Annotated in this window: 27 protein-coding genes; 15 read left to right on the top strand and 12 right to left on the bottom strand. The window is 62.0% G+C overall.

The features are described 5' to 3' along the window. Positions 1–36: 36 nt before the first annotated feature. Positions 37–813, top strand: coding sequence for an SDR family oxidoreductase (locus G4D79_RS10290; protein WP_003940546.1), 777 nt, complete (start codon positions 37–39; stop codon positions 811–813). A 110-nt stretch (positions 814–923) separates the two neighbouring features. Here G4D79_RS10290 and G4D79_RS10285 read toward each other — a convergent pair whose 3' ends face one another. From G4D79_RS10285 to G4D79_RS10260, 6 genes are read right to left on the bottom strand one after another with little or no spacing between them, the layout of a single operon-like run. Then, positions 924–1,745 carry a MaoC/PaaZ C-terminal domain-containing protein gene (locus G4D79_RS10285; RefSeq protein ID WP_075834402.1) on the bottom strand — a complete coding sequence of 274 codons (822 nt, stop codon included), beginning with the start codon at positions 1,743–1,745 and terminating at the stop codon, positions 924–926. Between the two features lie 14 nt (positions 1,746–1,759). Further along, entirely contained in the window at positions 1,760–2,938 is a 1,179-nt protein-coding gene (locus G4D79_RS10280; protein WP_003940050.1) for a lipid-transfer protein, read from the bottom strand. Next, on the bottom strand, positions 2,938–3,366 hold the full coding sequence (locus tag G4D79_RS10275; RefSeq protein ID WP_003940399.1) for a MaoC family dehydratase: 429 nt from the start codon (positions 3,364–3,366) through the stop codon (positions 2,938–2,940). The genes G4D79_RS10280 and G4D79_RS10275 overlap by 1 nt, the downstream gene beginning before the upstream one ends. Beyond that, the gene (locus G4D79_RS10270) at positions 3,363–4,478 is read right to left on the bottom strand and encodes an acyl-CoA dehydrogenase family protein (RefSeq protein ID WP_099697531.1); all 1,116 of its coding nucleotides are present in this window, start codon (positions 4,476–4,478) and stop codon (positions 3,363–3,365) included. The genes G4D79_RS10275 and G4D79_RS10270 overlap by 4 nt, the downstream gene beginning before the upstream one ends. Then, a complete protein-coding gene (locus G4D79_RS10265; protein WP_099697530.1) occupies positions 4,478–5,425 on the bottom strand; it encodes a bifunctional MaoC family dehydratase N-terminal/OB-fold nucleic acid binding domain-containing protein in 948 nt (315 codons plus the stop codon). The genes G4D79_RS10270 and G4D79_RS10265 overlap by 1 nt, the downstream gene beginning before the upstream one ends. After that, entirely contained in the window at positions 5,422–6,588 is a 1,167-nt protein-coding gene (locus tag G4D79_RS10260; RefSeq protein WP_003940442.1) for an acyl-CoA dehydrogenase family protein, read from the bottom strand. The genes G4D79_RS10265 and G4D79_RS10260 overlap by 4 nt, the downstream gene beginning before the upstream one ends. 130 nt (positions 6,589–6,718) lie before the next feature. On the opposite strand from G4D79_RS10260, the gene G4D79_RS10255 reads away from it, so the two are divergent. The 4 genes from G4D79_RS10255 (at position 6,719) to G4D79_RS10240 (ending at position 9,828) form a co-directional block, all read left to right on the top strand. Next, complete coding sequence (locus G4D79_RS10255; protein WP_030537000.1) at positions 6,719–7,177, top strand: nuclear transport factor 2 family protein; 459 nt, start codon at positions 6,719–6,721, stop codon at positions 7,175–7,177. A gap of 114 nt (positions 7,178–7,291) precedes the next feature. Further along, positions 7,292–8,149 (top strand): MetQ/NlpA family ABC transporter substrate-binding protein, encoded by an 858-nt coding sequence (locus G4D79_RS10250; protein WP_099697529.1) that lies wholly within the window; start codon positions 7,292–7,294, stop codon positions 8,147–8,149. A 12-nt stretch (positions 8,150–8,161) separates the two neighbouring features. Then, positions 8,162–9,163: a methionine ABC transporter ATP-binding protein gene (locus tag G4D79_RS10245; RefSeq protein WP_099697528.1), complete on the top strand. Its 1,002-nt coding sequence runs from the start codon at positions 8,162–8,164 to the stop codon at positions 9,161–9,163. After that, positions 9,160–9,828, top strand: a complete 669-nt coding sequence (locus G4D79_RS10240) for a methionine ABC transporter permease (RefSeq protein ID WP_007732650.1) — start codon at positions 9,160–9,162, stop codon at positions 9,826–9,828. Before G4D79_RS10245 ends, G4D79_RS10240 begins: the two co-directional genes overlap by 4 nt. Before the next feature lie 4 nt (positions 9,829–9,832). Here the strand turns inward: G4D79_RS10240 and G4D79_RS10235 are convergent, their stop codons facing one another. Further along, positions 9,833–11,053 carry a fatty acid desaturase gene (locus G4D79_RS10235; RefSeq protein WP_007732653.1) on the bottom strand — a complete coding sequence of 407 codons (1,221 nt, stop codon included), beginning with the start codon at positions 11,051–11,053 and terminating at the stop codon, positions 9,833–9,835. Positions 11,054–11,186: 133 nt separating this feature from the next. Between G4D79_RS10235 and G4D79_RS10230 the strand changes: the two genes are divergently transcribed. The 4 genes from G4D79_RS10230 to G4D79_RS10210 all read left to right on the top strand — a co-directional run bounded on the left by G4D79_RS10230 (position 11,187) and on the right by G4D79_RS10210 (position 14,394). After that, positions 11,187–12,392: an enhanced intracellular survival protein Eis gene (locus tag G4D79_RS10230; protein ID WP_042924862.1), complete on the top strand. Its 1,206-nt coding sequence runs from the start codon at positions 11,187–11,189 to the stop codon at positions 12,390–12,392. Positions 12,393–12,457: 65 nt separating this feature from the next. Beyond that, positions 12,458–13,021, top strand: coding sequence for a GtrA family protein (locus tag G4D79_RS10225; RefSeq protein WP_003939753.1), 564 nt, complete (start codon positions 12,458–12,460; stop codon positions 13,019–13,021). A 250-nt stretch (positions 13,022–13,271) separates the two neighbouring features. Further along, on the top strand, positions 13,272–13,946 hold the full coding sequence (locus tag G4D79_RS10215) for a tyrosine-protein phosphatase (RefSeq protein ID WP_099697527.1): 675 nt from the start codon (positions 13,272–13,274) through the stop codon (positions 13,944–13,946). After that, complete coding sequence (locus G4D79_RS10210; RefSeq protein ID WP_099697526.1) at positions 13,906–14,394, top strand: tyrosine-protein phosphatase; 489 nt, start codon at positions 13,906–13,908, stop codon at positions 14,392–14,394. The genes G4D79_RS10215 and G4D79_RS10210 overlap by 41 nt, the downstream gene beginning before the upstream one ends. 65 nt (positions 14,395–14,459) lie before the next feature. Here the strand turns inward: G4D79_RS10210 and G4D79_RS10205 are convergent, their stop codons facing one another. From G4D79_RS10205 to G4D79_RS10195, 3 genes are read right to left on the bottom strand one after another with little or no spacing between them, the layout of a single operon-like run. After that, positions 14,460–15,341 (bottom strand): LLM class F420-dependent oxidoreductase, encoded by an 882-nt coding sequence (locus tag G4D79_RS10205; protein ID WP_099697525.1) that lies wholly within the window; start codon positions 15,339–15,341, stop codon positions 14,460–14,462. Then, positions 15,338–16,168, bottom strand: a complete 831-nt coding sequence (locus G4D79_RS10200; RefSeq protein ID WP_099697524.1) for an SDR family NAD(P)-dependent oxidoreductase — start codon at positions 16,166–16,168, stop codon at positions 15,338–15,340. The genes G4D79_RS10205 and G4D79_RS10200 overlap by 4 nt, the downstream gene beginning before the upstream one ends. Further along, entirely contained in the window at positions 16,165–17,796 is a 1,632-nt protein-coding gene (locus G4D79_RS10195) for an AMP-binding protein (RefSeq protein ID WP_037128859.1), read from the bottom strand. The genes G4D79_RS10200 and G4D79_RS10195 overlap by 4 nt, the downstream gene beginning before the upstream one ends. Positions 17,797–18,050: 254 nt before the next feature. Between G4D79_RS10195 and G4D79_RS10190 the strand changes: the two genes are divergently transcribed. Genes G4D79_RS10190 through G4D79_RS10175 form a run of 4 tightly spaced genes read left to right on the top strand, consistent with a single transcriptional unit; the run spans position 18,051 to position 21,600 of the window. After that, a complete protein-coding gene (locus G4D79_RS10190) occupies positions 18,051–19,712 on the top strand; it encodes a class I adenylate-forming enzyme family protein (protein WP_007732670.1) in 1,662 nt (553 codons plus the stop codon). Next, positions 19,709–20,179 (top strand): nuclear transport factor 2 family protein, encoded by a 471-nt coding sequence (locus G4D79_RS10185; protein WP_054827056.1) that lies wholly within the window; start codon positions 19,709–19,711, stop codon positions 20,177–20,179. Before G4D79_RS10190 ends, G4D79_RS10185 begins: the two co-directional genes overlap by 4 nt. A gap of 13 nt (positions 20,180–20,192) precedes the next feature. Beyond that, positions 20,193–21,089 carry a TIGR03619 family F420-dependent LLM class oxidoreductase gene (locus G4D79_RS10180; RefSeq protein WP_042924820.1) on the top strand — a complete coding sequence of 299 codons (897 nt, stop codon included), beginning with the start codon at positions 20,193–20,195 and terminating at the stop codon, positions 21,087–21,089. Position 21,090: 1 nt separating this feature from the next. Continuing rightward, a complete protein-coding gene (locus G4D79_RS10175; protein ID WP_042924821.1) occupies positions 21,091–21,600 on the top strand; it encodes a nuclear transport factor 2 family protein in 510 nt (169 codons plus the stop codon). A gap of 8 nt (positions 21,601–21,608) precedes the next feature. On the opposite strand, the gene G4D79_RS10170 is transcribed toward G4D79_RS10175, so the two are convergent. Then, positions 21,609–22,799 carry a hypothetical protein gene (locus G4D79_RS10170; RefSeq protein WP_180279584.1) on the bottom strand — a complete coding sequence of 397 codons (1,191 nt, stop codon included), beginning with the start codon at positions 22,797–22,799 and terminating at the stop codon, positions 21,609–21,611. Positions 22,800–22,956: 157 nt separating this feature from the next. On the opposite strand from G4D79_RS10170, the gene G4D79_RS10165 reads away from it, so the two are divergent. After that, the gene (locus G4D79_RS10165) at positions 22,957–24,453 is read left to right on the top strand and encodes a DUF222 domain-containing protein (RefSeq protein ID WP_064074284.1); all 1,497 of its coding nucleotides are present in this window, start codon (positions 22,957–22,959) and stop codon (positions 24,451–24,453) included. A 40-nt stretch (positions 24,454–24,493) separates the two neighbouring features. Here G4D79_RS10165 and G4D79_RS10160 read toward each other — a convergent pair whose 3' ends face one another. Then, positions 24,494–24,649, bottom strand: coding sequence for a hypothetical protein (locus G4D79_RS10160; RefSeq protein ID WP_003940615.1), 156 nt, complete (start codon positions 24,647–24,649; stop codon positions 24,494–24,496). A 135-nt stretch (positions 24,650–24,784) separates the two neighbouring features. On the opposite strand from G4D79_RS10160, the gene G4D79_RS10155 reads away from it, so the two are divergent. Beyond that, positions 24,785–25,609, top strand: coding sequence for a mycofactocin-coupled SDR family oxidoreductase (locus tag G4D79_RS10155; RefSeq protein ID WP_003940537.1), 825 nt, complete (start codon positions 24,785–24,787; stop codon positions 25,607–25,609). Positions 25,610–25,635 lie beyond the last annotated feature (26 nt).

Genomic DNA, 25,635 nt, shown 5'->3' with positions numbered 1-25,635 from the left:
CAATTCAGCTCGGCACCGCACCAGGAAGGCTCCACCGTGACACTGCCCAACCCCGTCGATTTCAGCGGACGCTCGGTGATCGTCACCGGCGGCACCAAAGGCATCGGCTACGTCATCGCCGAAACCTTCCTCGCCGCGGGTGCGAACGTGCTGGTCTGTGGCCGTAACGAGCCCGAAAACCTACCCACCGCCGACGGCCGTAGCGCAGCCTTTCGCGCCACTGACGTCCGCGATCCCGCCGACGCCGCAGCCCTCGTCCAGGATGCCGTCGAGCGCTTCGGCCGTCTGGACGTCCTGGTCAACAACGCCGGCGGCTCCCCCGATGCCGATGCTGCGACGGTGTCACCCCGCTTCGTCGAGAAGATCGTGGCCCTGAACCTGTTGGCACCCTTCAACGTTGCCCAGGCCGCAAATGCAGTGATGCAGACTCAGGACGACGGCGGTGCCATCATCAACATCGGCAGTGTCTCGGCGATCGACCCGCAGCCCGGAACCGCGGCGTACAGCGCAGCCAAGGCAGGCCTCCTCGTTCTGACCAAGGCATTGGCCCTCGAATGGGCGCCGAAGGTCCGGATCAACCACATCACCACCGGCCTGATCCGTACCGAGGCTGCCGCCGAGGTCTACGGCGCCGACGGCGGCGCTGCGGTCACCAGGACCATTCCGATGGAGCGCATGGCCGTGCCGGCCGATATCGCCAACTCCTGCCTGTTCCTGGCGAGCCCGCTCTCCTCGTACGTGAACGGCGCCGACATCGCCGTTCACGGCGGCGGTGAGTACCCGGCTCGCTACATGGCGACCCACCAGGATTGAAACAAATACGAAGCAGCCCCTGAGCGGATTCGCTCGGGGGCTGCTTCTTCGTGTGAACAACTGCGGGGCGCGACGAGGGGTCAAGCACCCCGCAGTTGAGTCTGGAGGGACTAGCGAGCGGAGAAGCTCACTCGTGCACCGGAAATCGCTACCTGATCACCCTTGGTGACCTGGAAGGCCAGGTCGTCGGGAGTTCCCCACGCAACGATGGACGGCGCTTCACCCGGATGGATCGCCGCAGCGAATCGACCCTCGAGGCTCACGAGGTGCGCCGGATGCACTCCGGCGACCCGGGCAAGCTCGAGCGTGCTCGCGGCCAACGTGCACAGGCCGTGCATGATCGGACGCGGCTGGTTGATCCGCGCCGCAGCCTCGGGATCGATGTGGATGTGGTGCTTGTCGCCCAGGAGCCGGTACATCGCCGTCTGGTTCTCCGCTGTGGTCAACACACCGGTCAACGAAGGCTCGCCGGTCGGTTCCGCCGGACGTGAGGGTCCACGTTCTCCGCCGAATCCACCGGCACCGGGGGCAAAAAGTGACCAGGTCGCGACGAAGTATTCGCACTCCACCTTCACTTCGAACACGGCCGCTGCGCCCTTGTCCCACACCTCGCCGACCGAAGCCTTCAAGGTCACGTCACCGCTACGCGGAAGCGGAGCAAGCACTTTCAGCTCTTGCGAGCCGTGCAGTGCCGTCGAGGTGTCGAAGGCGCCCGCCGAACCCAGAGCGTCGGGAGCCCACTGCGCCAGCGTCAGAGCAAAGGTCGGCAGTACCCGAAGCTGATCCTCGAAGACGAGGTCCAGCTCGGTCGCCTTGGCGCCCACGGCAAGTGCGTACAGGATCGCGTCGCGCTCGGTGTACGACACGGTGCGGGTCCCGAGATCGGCTCCACGCCAATCGCCGGCGGTCTTCGCAGCTTCCGAAGTTGTCACTGTCTTTTCCTCTCTCAAACAGCGCCGAGAACGAGACCGCTGGTGGGTACTGCTGTTCCGGCTGTGACCAATACGTTTTCGACGCCCTCGGGCTGGTTGGTCGACGTGCCTCGCACCAGTCGCACACCTTCGGCAATTCCGTTGACACCGTGCAGGTACGCCTCGCCGACCTGACCACCGTGAGTGTTGGACGGCAGGCGTCCACCGATCTCGAGGTTGCCTTCGCGGATGAAGTCCTTGGCTTCGCCTGGCTTGCAGAAGCCCAGTTCTTCGAGCTGGGGAAGCACCAACGGAGTGAAGTGGTCGTACAGGATCGCGGCGTTGATGTCGTCCGGTGTCAGGCCGCTCTGGCCGTACAGCTGACGAGCAACCAAGCCCATCTCCGGGATACCCGATATGTCGGGCCGGTAGTAGCTGGTCATCATGTGCTGATCCTTGCTACTGCCCTGAGCGGCGCCCTTGATGACGACGGGCTTGTTGGCCAGATCCTTTGCGCGCTCGGCAGAGACGATGACCAATGCCTGGCCGCCGTCGGTTTCCTGGCAGCAGTCGAGCAGGTGCAGCGGCTCGGCGATCCAGCGCGAGTTCTGATGGTCCTCGAGCGTGATCGGACGCTCGTAGAACCAAGCAGCCGGGTTGTTGGCGGCATGCTTGCGCGCCACCACTGCAACTCGTCCGAAGTCCTCACTCGTCGCACCGTACTGGTGCATGTAGCGGCGGGCGAACATGGCGACCCACTGAGCGGGAGTCGACAATCCCTGCGGAGTCATCCACGCATATGCCGCGCGATCCGCGGTGCTGTCCATGGGGCGATCGTGCTGCCCTAGGCCGTAGCGCACACCGGAGCGCTCGTTGAAGGCGCGGTAACAAACCACGACGTCGGCAACACCCGTCGCAACTGCCATGGCCGCCTGCTGCACGGTGGCACACGCAGCGCCGCCGCCGTAGTGAATGCGCGAGAAGAACTTCAGCTCGCCGAGACCACAGTTGCGAGCCACGATCGCTTCGCCGTTCGTCTCCGACGTGTAGGTGGACAGACCGTCGACCTCGGACGGATCGATACCGGCGTCAGCGAGTGCCGCGACGATGGCCTCACACGCCAACTGCAGTTCGGTGCGGCCGGAGTTCTTGGAGAACTCGGTGGATCCGATGCCGACGATGGCGGCGGCTCCCGAGAGTGGGCTGATCGCCATCAGGGCCTCTCCTCTTCCTTGAAAGCGACTGCGACGGTGCCGGATGCATGGTTGCCGAGGCTGTTTGCACCCTGCACCTTGACCACGACCACTCCGTCTTCCTTGGACACGACCTCACCGGTCATCGTCATGGTGTCACCCGGGTAGTTGGGCGCCCCGAGACGAATGGCGATGCGGCGCAGGGTCGATGCAGATCCGGCCCAGTCCGTGACGTATCGACCGACAAGACCGTTGCTCGTGAGGATGTTCATGAAGACATCCTTCGAGCCACGCTCCTGGGCCAGGCTCGGATCGTGGTGCACGTCCTGAAAATCGCGAGTGGCGATTGCCGTGGCGACGATCAACGTGCGGGTCAGCGGGATCGCCAACTCGGGCAATGCCTCTCCGACAACGACGTCTGCGTAACTGCGACCGGCAAGTACGGTCATGCGAGCACCTCCACACCGGATGCGAGCTGCGCACCCAGACGCGCTAGATCGGAGCTGGAACCACCGAGGGTGGCAGCAATCTGCTTGCCCCACAACAGGTGACGGTGAACCGGGTAGTCGGTGTCGACGCCCATGCCGCCGTGAACATGCGTGGTGCGATGCACGACGCGCTGTCCGCCGTCGGTAGCCCACCACTTGGCGACCAGTACCGAGGTGCCGAGATCCAGTCCCTCGGAGATGCGCCAGGCGGCCTGCCACAGTGTCACGCGCATCGCTTCGAGATCGATGTAGCAGTCAGCGAGTTGATGATTGACGGCCTGGAAGGTCGCCAGCGGACGGCCGAACTGCTTGCGGCCGTTCAGGTACGTGACGGCCTGCGCGACTGCACCCGACCCGACGCCCCATTGGATTGCGGCCAATGCCAGCTGAACGCGGTCGATCAGCCACGGAACCGTGGTGCCGTCAGCCGCACCGATCAGCTGCGCGGGGGCACCGGCAAAGGTGACGTTGGCACAGATCTCCCAGTTGGTGGACTGCGTCTGTTCGAGCGTCACTCCCTCGGCACTCAGGTCGACCAGCAGCAGTGCCGTACCGGTGGAAGCGGTTGCCGAAACGAGAGCAAGGTTCGCGACGTGAGTCATCGGCACTACTGCCTTCTCACCCGTCACGGTCCAGTTGCCGTCGGCGTCCTGCTCAGCCGTGGTCAGCGGGTCGCCGCCCGTGTACGGCCCGAATTCCTCGAGCCCGACGGTCAGGAATCGACTGCCGTCGGCAACACTCGGAAGGAGCTCGGCACGAAGGGAATCGGAACCGAACTCGTTGACAGCCAATGCCGCAAGGGTCGTTTCCCAGATCGGCACGGCCGCAACGTGACGGCCCTGCTCTTCCAGCAGTGCGTACAGCTCGGACAAGCCGAGTCCGCCGCCGCCGAACTCCTCGGGCAGGGCGATACCGAGCAGGCCGGTACTCGCGAGTTCTCGCCACAGTTCGCGGTCGACACGCTCGGCGGAGAGTTCGATCTCCTTGGTGCGCTCGATCGTTGCCTTGCTGGTGAAGACCTCGTCGGCCAGTGAGCGAATCGCGTCCTGCTCTTCGCTGAAATTGAAGTCCATCAGTGCTCCTCGCGTACGGCCGGCCGGAACGCGGGAAGCGTCAGATCCGGGTCGGCGTCGATCCAGTCAAGTTCCACGGGCATGTCGACCACGACATCTTCGGGCGCGATACCCACCATGTTGGCGATCAATCGGGTTCCCTCTTCGAGTTCGATTACCGCAACGATGAGCGGGTAGTCGAACGCGTCGATCTTGGGGTGATGATTGACCACGAAGCTGTACACCGTGCCTCGCCCCGACGCGTCGATCGTGTCCCACTCGAGTGACCGGCACTCGCCGCACATCGGGCCGGTGGGATGACGCAACGTCTTGCAGGACGTGCAGCGCTGGATCACCAGACGGTGCTCCTTGGCCGCTTCGAACCAGAAAGCATTGTCCGCGTTGAGAGCCGGACGCGGACGCAATGCGCGCGGAGCCTCCGGAGCCTTGGCTTCCTGCGGCTTGAACCGCAGTGTCCGCCACCGCTGCGTGCCGACAACTTCGTCGTCGCCGTTGCGGTACGTCTTGAGCGTCGTCACGAAGTGTCCGACGCCGAGTCCGGTCTTCTTTTCAGGGGAAATCGACTCGATGACCTCGGTGTAGTTCACACGATCGCCTGGGCGCAGTTCGGCGAAGAACTCCTGATCGGAATCGGTGGCGACGACGGAACTGTAGCCCGCAGCGTCGAGGGTGGCGATCAGATCGGTCCACACCTGTGACGGGTCGTTGCCCGCCATCTTGTCGGTGAACGTCCGCATGATCCAGACCTGGAGCATCTGAGCCGGAGCGACGACGCCGTCACGGCCGGTGGCGCGGGCAGCGTCGTCGTCGAGGTAGACGGGGTTGGTATCGCCCATGGTCTCGGCCCAATGCCGGATCATGGGGATGTTGACCTCGTCGGGTCCCCAGGTGGTGGGAACAAGCGTCTGGCCGACAAAAGCGTCGAGTTGCGCCGAAATGTCGCTCACTTGACCCTCTTTTCGCGAACCAAGCCGAGCCCGATGGTGCCGACCATGTCCCGCAGAACTTCGTTGACGCCGCCGCCGAAGGTATTCACGACACCCTGACGCGAGATCTGCTCGATCTGACCGGCAAGCAGAGCGCCCGGAGACTCGGGGCGAATGCGTCCGGCGGAGCCGAGAATTCCGAGCAGGGTGCGGTAGACGTCGACGTGAGTCTCGGTCCCGTACGTCTTGGTGGCACCGGCGTCGGCTCCGGAGAGCGTGTCCTGTGCGACGGCTGCCGTCATCTTCCAGTTCAGCAGTCGCATGGCCTCGAGCTTGGCGTGTGTGCGAGCGAAGTCCTGTTGCACCCACGGGATGTCGATGGCGCCGTTTTCCTTGGCCCAGTCCAGGACCAGGTTCCACAGACCGTACGTGCGACCACCGATGGCCGCCAGGCCGATTCGCTCGTGGTTGAGCTGAGCCGTGATGAGCTGCCAGCCGCCGTTGACCTCGCCGACAACGTCCTTCGACGGAACTCGAATGCCGGAGTAGTACGTGGACGTCACCATCAAGCCGCCGACGGTGTTGATCGGTGACCACTCGAAGCCTGCATCCTCGGTGGGGACGATCAGGATCGAGATTCCCTTGTGCTTGGGGGCATCCGCGTCGGTGCGGCAGGCCAGCCACACGTAGTCGGCAGTGTTGGCGCCACTGGTGAAGATCTTGTTGCCGTCGACGATCCACTCGTCACCGTCGAGAACCGCACGAGTCTTGAGTGACGCGAGGTCGGTGCCGGCCTCGGGCTCGGTGTACCCGATTGCGAAGACGATGTCGCCGGCCAGGATGCCGGGCAGGAAACGTTCCTTCTGTTCTTCGGTGCCGTACTTCATCAACGTCGGTCCGACGGTATTGACCGTCACGAAGGGGAACGGCAGACCTGCGCGCTGAACCTCGTCGAAGAACACGAACTGCTCTTCGATGGAGCGTCCCTGTCCACCGAATTCCTTGGGCCAGCCGATGCCGAGCCAGCCGTCCTTACCCAGCAACTTCACGATCTCGCGGAAGTACTCGCCACCCACACCTTGCTCGCCGGCCGCGCGACGCTTCTCTTCCGGCAGCAGCGCCGCGAAGTACGCGCGCAACTCCTTGCGGAGCTCCTGCTGCTCGGGCGATTCCCTCAGATCCATCGCTGTTTCTCCTATGGCATTCATGGCTGGCAACTCTTGGCCTGGACGCTAACCAGATGCCCAGGTGGGCGCTGTGAATGTCTCGTTGAGCGGGAAGCCGAAACATGAGCGGCGTCACATAGGGTGAGATATGCGCATGGACTCCTCGGATCGCGTCGCTCTCACCGACTTGGCCGCCAGGTATGCACAGGCCGTCGACCGCCGAAACACCACTGCACTTGCGGCTCTCTTCACTGACGACGTGGCATTCGTCTTGCCGCCGGCACTGAACGGAACGGGTGCGCCGACGGAGATACGTGGGAATTCCGTCGTCAGCAGTTCGGTTGTCGATGCCGTCTCACATCTGCACTCGACCCGGCACATCGTCGAGCAGCAGATCCTCGACCTCGACGGCCCCACCACTGCGCACGGTGAGGCCTACTGCTCCGCCCACCACATCTATCCGCGGGGCGAGGGCCACCGGGACAACCGGATCGAGATTCGTTACCAGGACAGCTTCGAAAAGATCGACGGCACCTGGCTGTTCTCGCGTCGCGAACTGGTAGTCGATTTTGCCGAGGACGTTCCGGTCATCCTGCTCGGACAATAGGTACATGAAAAAATCGCGGTGATTCTGTATCTCCTCACGGGAGGTTTACCGGGCTAGCGTTCAGCAACTGTCACGCCATCTCGGCGTGCGTTCGGCTATGTCTTGGAGATTCACATGTCACGCTCGCGCACCAGAAGATTCCTCGCTACCTTCGCAGTGGCCGCCGTCGCAGTCGGAACCGTAGCCGCGTGCTCGAGCGACAACTCCTCCGACGAGAACGCACCTCTTCGCATCGTCGCTTCTTCGGTTCCGCACGCCGAGATCCTGAAGTTCGTCGAAGAAAAGGGCCTGCTCGGTGACACCAAGATCGAGGTCAGCGAGATCACCGGCGATCTCGACGCCAACGAGGTGCTCGAAGCCGGAGACACCGACGCCAACTTCTTCCAGCACGTGCCGTACCAGGAATCGTGGTCGAAGGAAAAGGGTGTCGACGACCTGGTCGCCGTGGCGAAGGTCCACGTCGAGCCCCTCGGTGCATATTCCAAGAAGGTCACCAACGTGGCCGACCTGCGCCAGGGCGCAACGGTCGCTTTGTCCAACAACGTGACGAACTTCGCCCGTGGGCTGTACCTGCTGCAGCAGGCCGGTTTGATCAAGCTCGATCAGCAGTTGGGCGCCCCCGGCACCGACATCACGCAGATCAGCGAGAAGAACATCATCGACAACCCCAAGGGACTCACGTTCACCCAGGTCGATCCCCCGCAGCTGCCGCGCACGCTCGACGACGGAAATGTCGATCTCGCAATCATCAACGGCAACTACGCAATCGAAGGTGGCCTCAACCCGGCCAAGGACGCCCTGGTGCTCGAGAAGGCCGAGGGCAACCCGTACGCCAATGTCCTGACCGTACGCACCTCGCTCGAAAACGATGCGCGAGTACAGAAGTTGGCCGAGGCATTGACGTCCGCCGACGTCGCGACGTTCATCGAGCAGACCTATCAGGGCTCGGTCATTCCGGCCAGCGCTACCTGATCGAGACCCGTCATGGTCTTCTCGATCGAATCGGTCTCCAAGGAATACCGCAGCGGCACAAAGGTTCTGCATGTGCTCGATTCCGTATCCCTGAAAATCGAAGACGGCGAAATCTTCGGCATCATCGGCAAGAGCGGCGCCGGCAAGTCGACTTTGCTGCGCTGCCTCAACCTGCTCGAACGCCCGACCAGTGGCCGGATTCTGTTGGGCGACAACGATCTGACCGCGCTGAGTCCAGCGCAACTGCGCGACACACGCAAGCGGATCGGTGTCGTGTTCCAGCATTTCAACCTGCTGCATTCCCGTTCGGTCGCCGCCAACATCGCCTTCCCTCTCGAAGTGGCGGGATACTCTCGGGCAGATCGACGTGCCCGCGTCGACGAGCTGATCGAGTTGGTGGGCTTGGAAGACCGACGTGACGCCTTCCCCTCGCAACTGTCCGGCGGCCAGAAACAACGCGTCGGCATCGCGAGAGCCTTGGCGGCTTCACCCGACGTCCTCCTGTGCGACGAGGCCACGAGCGCCCTCGACTCGGACACAACCGATTCGATCCTCGACCTGCTCGCCGATCTCAATCGACGACTCGGTGTGACCATTGTTCTGATCACCCACGAGCTCAACGTGGTTCGACGGATCTGCCATCGCGCTGCGCTGATCGATCAGGGCCGCATCGTCGACGAGGGAACGCTCACCGAACTGGTCGCAGACCCGGACTCACCCCTCGGAGAGGCGCTACTGCCGACCGGAACGGTACGAACGTCCACGACCGGAATTCCGGCGCTCCTCACCTTTGTCGATTCACTGTCCACCTCACCCGTGATTTCCCAACTCTCACGAGATCTCGACGTCGACGTCACCGTGATCTCCGGCGGTGTCGAGGACATCGGATCCCATCAGGTCGGTCGCCTTCGCGTGGAGTTCGCCTCGCACACGGGACTCGTCAGCAACGAAGAGACAAGAAAGTCTGTCGAAGAACATCTTTCGCAGCGCGGAGTGAAGGTGACGTTCTCATGAACAAGACGTCCTGGCAGGATTCCCTGGGCGAAGCATGGGAAGCCCTACTCGACACGCTCTACATGGTCGGTGTCTCGTTCGTGCTCACCGTGATCATCGGTATCGCTCTCGGTGTTCTGTTGCACGCGAGCGCGCCCGACGGAATCCGTCCCAACCGCGTCCTCAATTCGGTTCTGGGCACCGTGGTGAACATCGGCCGTTCGCTGCCGTTCGTCATCTTGTTGGTGCTCCTCATCCCGGCAACGAGGGCGATCGTCGGAACAGCGCTCGGGGCGACGGCAGCGATCGTCCCGCTGACCATCGGTTCGGTGCCCTTCTTCGCTCGCGTCGTCGAGAACGCGCTACGTGAGGTCGATTCCGGACGCGTCGAAGCAGCGCGGTCCATGGGCGCCACCGACAAAGACATCATCACCAAGGTGCTGCTGCCCGAATCCGTACCGGGATTGGTAGCAGGAGCAACCCTGACGGCGGTGATGCTGATCGGTTTCTCGGCCATGGCAGGTGCCATCGGCGCCGGTGGACTCGGCGACTTCGCAATCAAGTACGGCTACCAACGATTCAACACACCGGTGCTGTTCGTCGCAGTCGTGATCTTGATCGTGCTGGTGCAGGCAATCCAGTCGACCGGCGATCTCGTGGTTCGTTCAATGGCGCACAAGCGGTAACTGATCAGCTCGAGACCATCGCGATCGCTGTTCGCAGTCCGCGCCGCTTACCCGTCTGCGGATCGACGCCGAACACTTCCTTGATTCCGCCTCGGATGCGGAACTTCAACTCCGAGTGCGTCTCCGGAGCGTCGTCCTGGGAAGCCGAGAGAAACCTGTTGGGCAGCGACAACTTCCAGATGGTGCGCAGAGTCAATCCGTACTGCTTCCACAGCGGCCCGGTCGTGTACGGGAGGTCGTACTTGTCACACAGGTCCCGCAGCGGCACCGCGATTTCCGAGTACCGATTGCTCGGCAGATCCGGGAAGCAGTGATGCTCGATCTGGTAGCAGAGGTTGCCGCTCATGAAGGCCATGACGGGACCGGCATGAAAGTTGGCAGAGCCCAGCATCTGTCGTAGGTACCACTGAGCGCGCGATTCGTTCTCGAATTCCTCGAGCGTGAACTTCTCGGCACCGTCGGGAAAGTGCCCGCAGAAGATGACGGCGTAACTCCAGTAGTTTCGGATGAGGTTCGCAACGACGTTCGCCGTCAACGTGGTCTTCCACGCGGGGCCGGTCAGGGCGGGGAACAGGATGTAATCTTTCGCCACCTGACGCGCGATCTTCTTACCGACGTCCTTGGCCATCTCCGATTTCTCGGACCACTTCACCTCACCCTTGCGGAGTTTGTCCGTTTCGAGGTGATGCAGTGCCACTCCCCACTCGAAGAGGGTCGCGAGCACAAAATTCGTGATCGGTTGAAAGAGGTAGTCGGCGTGCCACTTTTGATCGCGCGTGACGCGCATGATTCCGTAGCCCACGTCGTTGTCCAGTCCGACGATGTTGGTGAACTTGTGATGGGTGAAGTTGTGCGAGTGCTTCCATCCCGAGGACGGGCAGGTGTTGTCCCACTCCCAGTTGCTCGAGTGAATCTCGGGATCGTTCATCCAGTCCCACTGGCCGTGGATGATGTTGTGGCCGAGTTCCATGTTCTCGATGATCTTGCCGACCCCCAGCAGCGCAGTCCCCAGAATCCAGGCAGGCTTCTTCTTGCTGGCGAACAAGACGATGCGGCCGGCCACCATCAGAGAGCGCTGAAACGCGATCGTCCGCTGGATGTATCGAGCGTCGTGCGCGCCGCGCTTCTCCTCGATGTCGAGCCGAATGGCATCCAGCTCGCGCCCGAGTGCCTCGACGTCTTCCTCGGTCAGATGGGCATATTCCTTGATGTCGGTGATCGCCACAGTGTTTCTCCGTATCGGTTTTCTCCGTGCCGCAGGACTGGTCCGTCGGGCGGTACCCCTGGGAGCCGGTGCGGAAACGTCAGCCCCGATATTCATGTGCGTCTTCACGCAATCTATGCCAGAGTCGATATACGTGAGCCCCGAAAACAAGATCACCATCCGCACCGCTACCGAGAGCGACTGGCCGGCTCTCCAACTACTCGACTCGGTGGGGTTCGGTTTTCACCCGTCTCCCGCGGTCAGCGAACTGACGAAGGCGCTCTACAAGCCCGAGGACATCATCCTCGCCGTCGACGGTGACCTACCCGTCGGCGTGGCCATCGAAATCGACATGGAATTCACCGTGCCCGGCGGACGCCAACTCCCCACGCGCGGAATCACCTGGGTATCCGTCGCCCCGACTCACCGTCGACGTGGTGTCCTACGCTCGATGTTCACTGCACTTCACGCCCACATCGAGTCGACCGGAGCACCACTTGCCGCCCTGACGGCAAGCGAGGCCGGCATCTACAACCGCTTCGGATACGGCCCGGCCACCTTCAGCGAAGGCATCACCCTCGATCGCCGCTTCGCACGATTCCGCCCCGAGGTGCCCGACAATGGTGGCGTGTCCATCGTCGACATCAAAGCTGCCTCGACGCTTCTTCCCGAGATCTACGACCGCTGGCGGCTGCAGACACCCGGCGCTCAGGTCCGTCCGCAACCGCTCTGGGACCATATGTTCGCCGACCCGTCCGAGGATCGTGACGGCGCCTCCGGACTGTTCTTTCTGACACACGCGGACGGATACATCGCTTACCGGCACACGAGCGAGGGCCGCGACAGCATCGCCCGGATCGACGAGTTCGTGACGATCACCGAAGATGCGCACGCGGCGCTGTGGCGCACGATCTGCGGCCTCGACCTCGTCACCCGGATCGAGACACGCCAGCATCCTGCCGATCCACTCCGGCTGATGCTCACGGACTACCGCCTTGCCCGGACGACGACGCGCTCCGATCGACTGTGGCTGCGCATCATGGACGTTCCCGCGGCTCTCGAGGCTCGTGAATATGCTGCTGACCTGGACACAGTCATCAAGGTCGAAGATCCGTTCCTGAAGGCCGGCGGAACCTTCGCACTTCAGGTCAAGGACGGCAAGGCCACCTGTACGGCCACTGACGCGGTGCCTGCGATCACGATGCCCTCTGATGTCCTGAGCAGCTTGTACCTGGGCGAGCACCAGGCCAAGACCTTCGCGGCGGCGCACCGACTCCACGCGTCCGATCCGCAGGAGATCCTGAATTTCGACTTCGCTTTCAACGCGCAGAAGCCCGCAATTCTCGGGTACGGATTCTGATGATCTTGCCGACACGGGCATCGACGATTTGTGCCCTCGGTCGTATTCAGGGTTAGCCTCGAACAATGGCGTTTGTCGAAAAGATGGTCAATAGGCTTCCTGAGCGGGTTCTCGTGCGCGTCCTGCCGCACGCAGAAATGCTCAAGTTCCTGGTGGTCGGCGGCATCGCCTTCATCGTCACCACGGTGCTGTTCTTCGGCATCAAGTGGACGGTTCTGCCTCAGCACCCGGTGACGGCCAACATCCTTGCGGTCCTGATCGCGACGGTTCTGTCCTACGTCCTCAACCGCGAATGGTCGTTTGCGCAGCGCGGTGGTCGACAGCGCCATCACGAGGCCGCTCTGTTCTTCATCGTCGCGGGTATCGGTTTGGCCATCAACCAGGTACCACTCTGGACCTCCCGGTACGTGTTCCATCTGCGTCAACCCGAGGTGTCGGTGTTGATGGAAAACTTCGCGGACTTCATCAGCGGATCGATCATCGGGACCCTGCTGGCGACGGCCTTCCGCTGGTGGGCCATGCGTCGGTACGTCTTCCCCGAAGAAGCCACCGACAGCCAGGTCGTTCTCGACATCGAAGCGACTCCCGGCACCAAGACGCCGACAACCGACGCCACCGCCCTCGACTGACTCCCGGATCGACGCACCCGATCGCTCGCGCTTCGATCAGAGTTCGTCGATTGCGATCAACCCGTCCTGCAGCGCCCGCGCAAGCAGTGCCATCTTTGTCGGCGCGATGCTCCTGAACGGGCTGGCCCATCCCTGATCATCATCGGCGACAAGCACTCCAGCCTGTAGTTTTCCCGCTCTGCACAACACGGTCACGACACAGTGATCACCGGTGCGTAGCCTCCGATTTCCAATTGGATTCGGAGGACCCATGGCTACTTGCAAAACTCGAGTTCTTGCGCTGTCGGCGGCAGGACTCATGCTCGTACTCGGCGCATGCAGCAAGGCCGAGTCGGCGAAAACGCCGACCGACCTCGACGTGACATCAGCGTCCGCCGGACACTACTCACTGGTCTGGGAACACGGCGGCTCGGAAAAGGTGCGTGTATTCGCCGCCACCGACCCGAAAAACCCAGCCGCAGGAGGAAAGGAAATTGGCACGGTCGACGGCTTCTCCACTGAGGTCGACGGCCTCGACCCACTGTCACGCTGGTACTTCGAGGTCATAGACGAGGACGGCACTTCCACCATCGCGTCAACCCGCCACGTGACGCTGCAGGGCGCAGCCAACGTGCGTGATGTCGGCGGATACGAGACAGCCGACGGCCGATCAGTCAAGTGGGGCCTGGTTTTTCGTGGCGACCGCTTGAGCGATCTGACTGCTGACGATCAACAAACGATCGAGAACGCAGGCATCCGGACCGTTGTCGATTTCCGAGGTGACAGCGAGATCGCAAAGGACGGAGCAGACAAGGTTCCCGCGAACGTGAAAGTGGTCAACACGGCAGTCCTGGATGCCGGCACTCAGGCTCTTGCCACAGCGATTACGAGTGCCCTGAAATCTGGTGACCCTGCAATCGTGGAGCAGGTGCTCGGGGGGCGGTGAAGCCGTCCGGATCAGCGACACCGGCGCCGTCGACCAACTGTCCAAGCCTGACGGAATGGCCGGGTATTCCCAAGCCCTACGGACCATCGCCGATTCCGAGTCCGCAGTCGCTTACCACTGCACGGCAGGCAAAGACCGCACTGGACTGATGACAGCTCTACTTCTCGGCATTCTGGGTGTTCCTGACAAGACCATCGTCGACGACTTCGTCCTGTCGAACACCTACAACAAAGCCAAGAACGAACAGACCTACACGTTTCTGTCTTCGAAAGGAATCGATGTCGATCTGTTGAAACCGTTGATGGAGCAGCGTCCCAGCCAGATTCAGCCAGTACTCGACAAGATTCGCGACCAGTTCGGTGGGTGGGAGAAGTTTTCGCAGGACGTGCTGAAACTTGACGCCGACACGATCGCAAAGCTCCGGAGCAAATTGCTGACCAAGCAATAACTGATCGACGTTCCGACAGCAATGACCAGCAGCCGCTCCGATGGCTGCCGGTCACGCCCGCACTCCTAGTTACTCAGCCCCAGCCGCTTCGAGCATTCGGCCATTTCGTCGATGATCAGTTCCAGCGACGTGCCACGACGACTGGCGGACAGCACGATTCGATCGGCTCCCAACCCGCGTGCCCACTCGAGTTTCGCTTCGTCGAGCCTGGGCAGTGTCGCACCGAGCACCAGCGAGACGTCAGCAGGATCTCGATCTGCCTTCACCGCAGCAGCTTTCATCGCTGCTACGGCCTTGTCGAGATCCTCACCGGCCAGTCCCAGCGGCTGGAAACCGTCACCCAATCGGCCTGCTCGCCCCGCGGCCGCGAGACTGTGTCCACCGATGTAGAGCGGAACTCCCGACTCGCGGTGCGGCTTCGGCCAGCTGTATGCACCCTTGAACGAGAAGTAATCGCCGTCGAAATCGACCGCTTCCTTGCCCGCCCAGAGTGAGCGCATCACCGCGATGGCCTCATCGGCTACCTTGCCGCGGCGCTCGAAGTCACCGCCGCACGCCTCGATCTCTTCCTTCATCCACCCCAGGCCGAGGCAGATGCGCAATCGCCCACTGGAAAGGCGATCGAGCGTCGCCAATCTTTTGGCGAGCACTACCGGATTGTGATTGGGCAGCACCAGAACTCCAGTGGACAAGCCCAAGGTGGTTGTGGCACCCGCCACGAACGAAAGCAGTTCGAGCGGATCCGGGATGTCGCAGTCATCGGGAAGATGCGATTTGCCGGTCGGAGAATAGGGGTACTCGCTCGCGGTGTCGGCGATGACCACCGAGTGCTCCACTGCCGAGATCTCGTCGAAACCCAGCGACTCGGCCGCACGGGCGAATTGCAGAATCCAATCAGGGTCTCCGCTTCGACCCAGTTCGACCGGAACGACCACGCCGAGCTTCATACCGTTTCCTCCAGTGTCGCCATCAATTTCGGACCATCCACGACGCGACCGAGGTACCGGTCCGCATCGGGATCTGTTGCAAGCCACACCGCCGCTGCAGCGGGTACGGATGCCGGTGTGGCCGCAAATCCGGCTTCCACGATTGCGTCCGCGCCACCACGGGCTTTCCCTGATTCCGTGATGACAAATCCCGGACTCAGGTTGAACGCTTTGATTCCGGCGTCTCGGTACTCGGAGTTGATCGCTCCGGCAATACGTCCGAACGACGCCTTCGACGCGGCATACGACAGACCCCAACCACCCTCGCCGGGAGGCGCAGGCGGATCCATGGTCGCCGAGCCCGATGCCAGATTGACCACTACGCCGTTGCCGCTCTTGATCATCGACGGGAGTATCACCTGGACCAGAGCGAGTTGGTGCAGATAATTCCCGATCGCCATCGCCTGAGCGTCGTCGATCTCGATGTCGAGCACCCGGTCCATGTTTCCGACCGTCTGCGCATAGGCGTTGTTCACCAGCACGTCGACGCGTCCCCACTCGGCCAGCACCCGTTCACCGGCGCCGCGGACGGATGCCAGATCGAGCAGGTTCATCGGAACGGCCAATGCGCGCACACCGAAGGACTCGATCTCGGCAACCGTCGTCTCCAGGCTGCCGGGCACCGGAATCACTTGCTCGCCTTGCCTCGTTCGCGGGGCTGCCCGCCCCTCTCCTTCACGAACGGTGCGAGCAGTGATTGCAACGTCGAATCCGGCGCGCGCGAATGCCAGCGCGCACTCTCGGCCGATCCCCCGGGAAGCGCCGGTCACCAGCGCAACTTCACTCACAGGAACCGCGTGCGGCCGTGCGTCTCGAACTCCTTCTCCAGGTTCACCACGTCAGCTTCGGTCATCAACGTGTATTCGGGAGTGCCTCGGCCCACCCAGTGGAACACTGGTTCGTCGGTCCGCCAGCGATCGGCTTGAAGTTCACGTTTGAGTACCTTGTTGGAGCCCGTGACGGGCAGGTCGGTCGAAACGCGAACAAATCGTGGCGCTGCCTTGGTACCCAGATCCGCCTGCGCGGCAAGGTAGTCGGCGAACTCGACCGGATCGAAATCGGCGAGATCGGCGACCTCGATCGCAGCCATGACCTGATCACCCGAACGCGGATCCGGTACCGCGAAGACACCCGTGGCAATCACTTTGGGGTGCCGACGCAGGATGTGCTCGATCATCAAAGCCGAGGTGTTCTCACCGTCGACGCGGATCCAGTCGCCCTTGCGTCCCGCGAAGTAGATGAAGCCGGCCTCGTCGACGTAGCCGAGATCGCCTGTCCAGTACCAACCGTGGCGAATCTTCTCGGCGATCGCGTCTTCGTTCTTGTAGTACCCCTCGAACTTCTTCGATCCGGCCTTGTCGACCATCTCGCCGATGGATTCGTCGGGGTTCAGCACGTGACCGTGCTCGTCGAGAATTGCGCGGGGTCGCTCTTCGCGCGTATCGGGATCGACGATGACGATGTTCTCGCTCGCGGGACGGCCCAGCGCTCCGGCAGGTTGGTTCGGATCGAGCACTACTGAACCGGCACCTTCACTCGAACCGTATCCCTCGAAAAGTTGTGCACCGAAACGACGGATGAACTCTGCCTTGTCCCCCGGCGACGCCTCGGTCCCGAAGCCGTGGGTGAGGGTGTTCTCGATGTCGTCGGGCAGTTCCGGCGTCGCCATGAGATACCCCAAGGCCTTACCGACGTAGGTGAAATATGTTGCGCCGTAGAACCGAACGTCCGGCATGAATCCCGAGGCCGTGAACTTACGAACGAGGCAGACCGTAGCTCCCTGCGAAAGGGCCGGCGCCCACAGAGCCATCAACGCGTTGCCGTGGAAGAGCGGCATGCAGCAGTAGCAGACGTCGTCGCGGTCGATGTCGTACTTGGCGCAGTTCGCGTAGGCCAACCGCGTCAGACGCCCCTGGCTGCACCGCACTGCCTTGGACATTCCGGTGGTGCCCGAGGTGAAGAGAAGCAAGAACAGCGTCGACGCGTCGACACCGAGGTCGATCTGAGGCGACTCGACGTGATGTGCTGCAATCCTGTCCGGGTACGACGCGTCGTCGACGAGGACGAAACGATCTTCGGTCAGCCCGAGGTCCAGGCCGGCAAGCTTCTCGTAGCCTGCTTTGTCGGTGACGATCAGCTGGCAGTCGACGTACCGGACCTCAGCCTCGAGTTCAGCTCCACGCCTGGTCGGATTGATGCCGACGATCGTGGCCCCGGTCAGGGCCGCGCCGCCGAGCCAGAACAGGAACTCCGGATCGTTCTCGAGAAGTACGCCGATGTGAAACGGTCCGGGCGCGCGAAGCGACTTCGCCAGCGAGCCGCGCGCTGCGCTCTCGCGCACCACCTCGTCCCAGCTCCAGTCCTGCGTCCGCGTCCGCAGACCCAGGTGCTGATCACCGAGACGGTCGATCAACATCTGCGCGACGTCCTCGCGCTGAGGAGCTGCAAGAGCTGCATTCGAAGATGCTTCGGTGGCGGTGTTCGTCATCGTGTCCTGTGTCCTAGTCGATATCGGAATGTCGATTACTCCAACTGCGATACGACTCGAACGTATCGACGCCTCAGAGCCGGAACCGTCCCAGTCTCGCTCAGTGGTAACCGCCGCCACAGATATGATTTTCTCGTGAGATTTTGTGACGTGAAAAGCGCCACAATACGAAAGGCCATTCCATGACTGCCCCCGCAGATCCGCAGTTGCTTCTGGACCAGGCGGTCTCACGCCTCACCGGTCCAGGTGGGCCATTCGAGATCGTCGAAGAAGAGGTTCTCGGTACCGTCATGCCTGTGATGAAGAACCGCGGTCACGCCATCGGTGAACTCATCTCGGCATCTCGCGCCTGGGGCGACGGCGACTATCTCGTCACCAGCGATCGTCGAATCTCGTTCACCGAGCATGCCGATTCCGTTGCCGCGCTGGCAACTGCTCTGCGGGACAAGTACGGAGTCCGCAAGGGCGACCGTGTGGGCATCCTCGCTGCCAACACTCCCGAATGGGTCATGACGTTCTTCGCGACGCAGGCGCTCGGCGCGATCGCTGTCGGTCTCAACGGTTGGTGGGTTCCGCGCGAGGTCACCCACGGGATCGAGCTCTCACGTCCGAAGGTTCTGGTCGTGGATGCCAAGCGCGGCGCCGCCCTCCCCGAACTGCCGGCAGACATCACGGTCCTCACCATGGAAGAGGATCTGCCCGCGCTCATCGCGGAGTATGCAGGCTCCGACGTGCCGAGCACCGACATCGACGAGGACGACCCCGCCGTCATCCTGTTCACCAGTGGTACCAGCGGCCGCCCCAAGGGCGCACTCCATTCGCACCGCAACGTGATGGCCGTCGTCGACTACCACAAGTACAGCGACGCGATCGGCGCCGCATTCACCGGCCGTGAGTACGACGCTTCCAAGCCGAGCCCACTGCGTTATCTACTCACCTCCCCGCTCTTCCACATCGCCAGCCTTCACAATCTGGTGGTTCCCCGTCTCGCGACGGGCAGTGCCGTCATCCTGACCGAGGGCGGATTCGACGTCGACAAGGTGCTCGGGTTGGTCGAACGCGAGCGTGTCACCAACTGGGGTGCTGTCCCCACGATGGCATCGCGGCTACTCGAGCACGGCAACATCGCCAAGTACGACGTCTCTTCGCTGACTGCATTCTCGCTGGCATCCGCGCCGTCGTCGCCCGCGTTCAAAGAACGCCTCAAGGAGCAGGTGCCGTTCGCACGCAATGCTCTGGTCGACAGCTACGGCCTCACCGAATGCAGCACCGCCATTGCGGTCGCCGTCGGCGCCGAACTCGAAGAGTTCCCAGGCACTCTCGGGCGTCCGATCATCACCGTCTCGATGGAGATTCGCGATCCCTTCGGCGAATGGCTGCCGGACGGCATCGAAGGTGAAGTGTGCGTACGCAGCCCCTTCGTCATGCTCGGATACTGGGAGAACGACGAGGCGACCGAGTCGGCAATTGCCCCCGGACGCTGGCTCCGCACCGGCGATTTCGGCGTCATCGAGAACGGGCGTCTCCGTCTCACCGGTCGCCGTTCCGACCTGATCCTGCGCGGCGGCGAGAACGTCTACCCCACCGAGATCGAGCAGACGCTCGACGAACACCCCGACGTGATCGAGTGCGCTGTCATCGGCATGCCGCACCCCGACCTCGGCCAGGAAGTGTCCGCCGTGGTCGTCCTGCGTCCCGGAGCCGCCACAACGGAGGCGGAGCTGCGTGATTACGCCGCCGAGCGACTGTCCTACTTCAAGGTGCCGTCGAAGTGGCGCATCACCAGCGATCTGTTGCCTCGCAATGCAACCGGCAAGATGGTTCGGCGCGAGATCACCGTATGACTACGGAGCTGTCACGGATCGTCGCCGAGTCGGCGATCCGTGACCTGCTCTGCGAGTACACGCATCTGATCGATCAGGGCCGATTGCGTGAAGTCGCTGCATTGTTCGCCTCGTCCGACTACGGGCAGTGCGGGCCGGACGGGGTTGCCATCACGCTCATTTCGTCCGACGCCGACGCAGTGTTCGCAGCCTGCAGCGGCTTCATTCGAATGTACGGTGATCCGCCGGTTCCACGAACCAAACATCTGCTGACCAACACGCGAATCGCAGTCGACGGTGAATCAGCGACGGCACTCTCGTACGTCACGGTCATCCAAGGTACCGAAGATCTTGCCCTGCAACCTATTCTGGCGGGGCGCTACTTCGATCGCTTCACCTGCGTCGACGGGTCGTGGCAGTTCAGCTCGAGACTCTTCTGTCTGGACAACATGGGCGAGATGTCCGCGCATGCCAAGCGGGCACTGTAGAGGAACGACGACTGTGGAAATCGGCGTCAACATCTTGGGCCTCGAGGCCCTGTTCGACGGCAAGATTCGCCCGGTTCTGGACTTCGCCGCGCGTGCTGACCGTGCCGGGATCGATCTGATCTGCACCGGCGATCATCTCGGGTTCAATGCCGAAGCACACGCTCAGCGGGTAGCCGAACACAACTTCTTGTTCCCGTTGGATCACCCTTGGTACGAACCGATTTCACTTCTTTCCTCGATCGCCGCAGTGACCGAACGCGCTCGCCTCGGAGTATCGGTTCTGATCGCCACTGTTCGCCCAGCCGCCCTGCTTGCCAAACAGGTTGCAACTCTCGACTCATTGTCCGAAGGTCGAGCCGTCATGGGTTTCGGCGTCGGTTGGCAAGAAGCCGAATACACCGCTACCAACATGCCTTTCGACGCGCGATTCGGGCGCATGGAGGAGGCTGTCGCAGCGTGTCGCGAACTGTGGACCAATGCTCCGGCCACCTTCAAGGGACGCGACTTCGCCTTCGAGAACTACCACAGCCTCCCGCTGCCGATCCAAAATCGCGTACCGGTGCTCTTCGGTTTCGGACCAAGCCGGCGGAACTTCGACCGCATAGCACGCGTCGCCGACGGTTGGACCGTGAACCCGACCGACCTGGGAACGTTCACCGACAGTGTCACATTGCTGCGCAACACGTTCGAAGCCCACGACCGCGAGCCGGATACCGCACGTGTGCAAGTGTCTGCGGCGCCGGTTCGGCGCGACAATCGGTCCGTCGACCTCTCGGCAACCGCTGACAAGGTCCTGGACTGGTCCGACCGCGGCGCGTCTGCCGTGGTGCTTCGGCCTGCCGTATTCGATTGCGCTGCCGAAGAACTACCGGAATTACTCGACTGGATGACCAGCATCAAGGAGGCGTGACATGGACCAGGCACTGCAGGATCTCATCGACAAGCAGGCAATTCGTGAGGTGGTTCTGACGTACTGCCGCGGCATCGATCGCCTCGACTTCGATCTCGTCCGCAGCGCCTACCACCCGGACGCGATCGACCATCACACCGGATTCGACGGCACCATCGACGAGTACATCGCCTGGGCCACAACAAAACTCTCCGCGATCGGCGGCACGATGCACCACATCGGCAACCACCTGGTCGAACTGCACGGCGACCACGCGATCAGCGAGGCATATTCGATGTCCACACACTGGGGCGGGCCCGAAGACATCGGAATGATCAACTTCACCAGTGGTGCGCGGTTCATCGACCACATGGAGCGGCGCGACGGCCGTTGGGCGATCAAGGAGAGATGGGCCGTACGCGAGTGGACTCGCTCGGACGAGGGCCGCTTCGTCAACCCCGAAGGGCCTGGTCCGCGTGGGCGTCGAGATGCCTCGGATCCGCTCACCGCACTACGAAGGTCCCTTGAATAACTTGGGGTTCAGTCTTCGAGGTCGAATTCAACTCGCGCTCTCGCGAACAACATGCGGATATCCTTCCCGAACGTGACTGCTGCCGTTCCCAATGCATTGACCGCTGCGGTCAACGGGTCCGATTCGATCGCGTCGAAAATCGCATTGAGAGCGTAGGACGGGACATGAATATTCCCGTGATCGAACGGATTGGACTCCGGTTGCGGCGAATGGTCCACTATCTCGATCTTGACTTCCAACTCCACATTGTCGGTCCCCGCACCGAATTCCTCCTCGTGTAGGTGCTCGAATGCCGTTGTGCGATTTCCGAAGGGTTCCGGAAGTTGTTGTCCCACATGCATAGCGTTGAGGGCCGGACGAACCCAATCCCTGTCGGCTAATCCCGCATGCTCATACGCCTGCACAGCGGCCCAAAACGCGAGTCGACGAAGAGTCGCGACGTTCATGCGGACGACCGCTTCGGCAAGTGGTCGGTCCATACGAGCTAGTTCTTTGCCGGACTGGAATCGTTCGAGTTCAGGCATCGGATCTCCTCCCCACTCCTGCCGCTCTCGTTCAGCAGCTTCGGCGCGGAGGTCACTGATTTGCACAACCCTGGACAGCTCGCCGTTCTCGCCGTAAATCGTTATCCATTTCGACTCGATGTCCCGTTGTGGACGAGGAATCGGTTCAGGTATCGGTTCGTCCACAGGAACGCCATATCCCGGCATGTCCCACTGCAGCGATGGCCGCACCTCGTCACCACCTGCAGGCCACATACGCACCCGCCAAACATCTCCGGGTTCCGTCGATCCGGGCCAGCCGTAGTTTACAAAACCGCGGCCGGCAATCTCGACCAGATATGACCCCTCGGGTACATCACAGACAATGAACTCCCCACCCGGAGGTGAATCAAAGCTGATTGACCCCTGCGGACCAACCGTCAGAAACGACTCACTGACCTGCTGCCATTTCTCGCGATCGGATGTGGGTCGGGAGGACCAGACTTCGACCGTTGTATGCATGTTGAAGTTGTTCTGGTGCGGGCTCAGGACAATCACAACTGTGCCGTCACTGTACGCAGGGCGCGAAGCCATCGCGAGTTCGAGCAGGTCCGTTTCCCTCCCGAAACCGTCATCGTCGCCGTATAAGTAAAACTGTCCATAGTCCATGAAGAGCACAAGCGACTGTTCACTGAGTTTCACCGCGTTGTCTGCCACAAGCCGATACTTACACAGTGGCACGACAATCACGTTCGAGTTTCGAATGAACAGGATCCAAAACGCAAGCACAATAAGCACTTCGGCCGATTCGGACTATTCCGACTGATTTGAGAATTCGGTTCGCATCGAACACACATTCGAATAGAATGGATGCATGGTCAACCCCACAACAGAGCTCTTCGGTATCTCAGCACAGCTGACCGGTACCGAAACTGATTGTGCGCTGGTTGATCTCATGACCGATCTGCACGCATGCGAGGCGATGCTGGTCGAACGCAAGCTCGCTGTGATTGCCGAGTTCTTTTCGCGGCGAAGCTCGGAGCATGTCGCCAGTGGTGCGTGGTCGTCGACCGCACACGAGTTGGCGGAGTCGGAAGTCGGTGCGTCACTGACGATGGGTCGCGCCGCTGCCGGCAAGCTGATCGGGTTGGGGTTCTCGTTAAGGACTCGTCTGCATCGCACTCGAGCGGCGATGGCGCGTGGCGAGTTGGATCTGTACCGAGTTGGTTTGATCGATTCCGCGACCGCGAACGTGAAAGACGAATTGATCGACGAGGTGGAACGACTACTGCTCGAGCAGGTTCTCGCCCCACCAGTAGCAGGCGGAACGGGCTTGACGGGAAGACGACTGACAGCGGCGATCGATCGGATCGTGGCGATGGTGGACCCGGAAGGTATGCGAGAACGCCGACGCCGTGCTCTCACCGATCGCTTCGTCGGGGTCAGCGCTGCCGAGGACGGGATGGCAAAGATCTTGGGAAGCGTTCCGGCAGAGCAGGCTCGGGCATTCGACGGCCGACTACGCGAGTTGGCAGTGTCGGTATGCCGAAACGACTCTCGAACGTACGAGCAGCGACGAGCCGACGCGCTCTTCGAGTTGACCAACGGATCACAATTCTTGCCGTGCAACTGTGGCCGAGCTGATTGCCCGCAGGATCGTAGCGGTGGTGTTGTCGTTCGTCGGCCCGTGGTTCACGTCGTGATGACTGATTCCACTCTGCACGGTGGCGGCGAGCCCGCCCACCTCGACGGGTACGGGGTGATCAGCGCTGAGCATGCTCGCGATATCGCCCGTGGCGCCGTAATTCGAAACGTCCGAGCACCTGCTGATGACGTCGCAGAGCCGGTGCCTGCTTCGGCGCGCGTCTACCGACCGGGCGCCGTTCTCGATACCTGGTTACGGATCATCGCGGGCAGCTGCCAATGGCTGCATTGTGATGTCCCGGCCTGGAATTCCGATCTGGACCACAATGAACCGTTCCATCACGGCGACCCCGAATGCGGCGGTAAAACGGTCGCGTCGAATATGAGTGCGTTCTGCCGCAACCATCATCGCCTCAAGCATTCCGACCGGTGGCGGTTCACGTCGAACGAGGATCGGACCATGTCGCTGACGTCGCCGACCGGGCATTGTTACCGAACGCGACCCGCAGGATTGATGGCTGGATCGCACGAACCGACACCGCCCCAGGGCGGTCGAAATCGGCGGACCCAGGCGGAGAACAAAGCTGCCCGTATCCAGAGTGAACGCAATCGCCAGCGCCGACGGATACAGAAACGAGCAGAGGAGCACGTTCAATACAAGCGGCGGAAATCACCGCGAGCCCGCCGAGAACCCAACGACTACGGGGACGACCCGCCACCGTTCTGAGATACCGAGCGGTGTCGAGGCGCGCCGACGGGTCGCAGGGTCAGTCTGACGTCGGCTTGGTGCCGTCTTCTGGTGCCGGATCGTCGTCGGCAAGCGGATCTATGGTGTCGACACCTTCGAGGACGGTCAGCTCTTCTTCCGCCTCGGCGAGGAGCCCTTTGGCTTCAGCTTCGACCTTCTTCACCCAATCGGACATCCCGAGCCTCTTCTCTTCCGAAGCGAGTTCCCGCTGTAACTGAATTCAGACTACGTCGCCGGCGACGAATTTCGCCGTCCCCTCGGGTCAGTACTCATGACCGAGTAGTCATGATTCACGACGGACGGAGCACGCATGCCCGGACAGTTGGAAGGCAAAACCGCACTGATCACCGGGGCCGCCCGAGGTCAGGGCAGGAGCCACGCCGTGCGATTGGCGCAGGAGGGCGCGAACATCATTGCGCTCGACATCTGCCGTCAGATCGAATCGGTGGCCTACCCGATGGGAACCGCCGACGATTTGCGGCAGACAACAGCAGCGGTCGAGAACCTGGGACGAAGTATCGTCGCGCGAGAAGTGGATGTTCGCGATCTGTCCGCACTGCGAACTGCGGTATCCGAAGGAATTGCGGAGCTGGGCAGCGTCGACATCGTCCTGGCCAACGCCGGTATCGGCATGATGTCCCCGGATATCGACGATGCTCGCGCCTTCCGCGACCAGATGGAGGTCAATCTATTCGGCGTCTGGAATACCGTCCAGGCCGCAGCGCCCGCGATGATCGAACAAGGTACAGGTGGCGCAATAGTCCTTACCGGATCAACTCTGGGACTTGTCGGTCGTGGAGGTGACGGCACCGGCGGATCCGACGGCTACTGCGCGAGTAAACACGCCATCGTGGGGCTTGGGCGCACGTGGTCGCACTGGCTTGCTCCCCACAATATTCGTGTCAACTCCGTGCACCCGACTGGCGCGAATACACCGATGGTCGTCAACGACGCGGTCGCGAAGCTGTTTGCGGACTCCCCGACATCGAGCGGAGCCGACGTGGGCAACCTCTTGAACGTCGAATTGATCGAAGCTGCCGACGTCAGCAACGCGATAGCCTGGCTGGTTTCGGATCAGGCTCGATACGTCACAGGTATCGCGTTGCCGGTCGACGCCGGGTTCACGGCCAAATAGACGCCGGATACACCGGCTGCGTCGCC

Origin of the sequence: Rhodococcus sp. WY5, assembly GCF_018588185.1 — a bacterium.
GTDB lineage: Bacteria > Actinomycetota > Actinomycetes > Mycobacteriales > Mycobacteriaceae > Rhodococcus_F > Rhodococcus_F qingshengii.
Note: the sequence above shows the minus strand (reverse complement) of the source record. Positions and strands in the feature narration are given on the sequence as shown.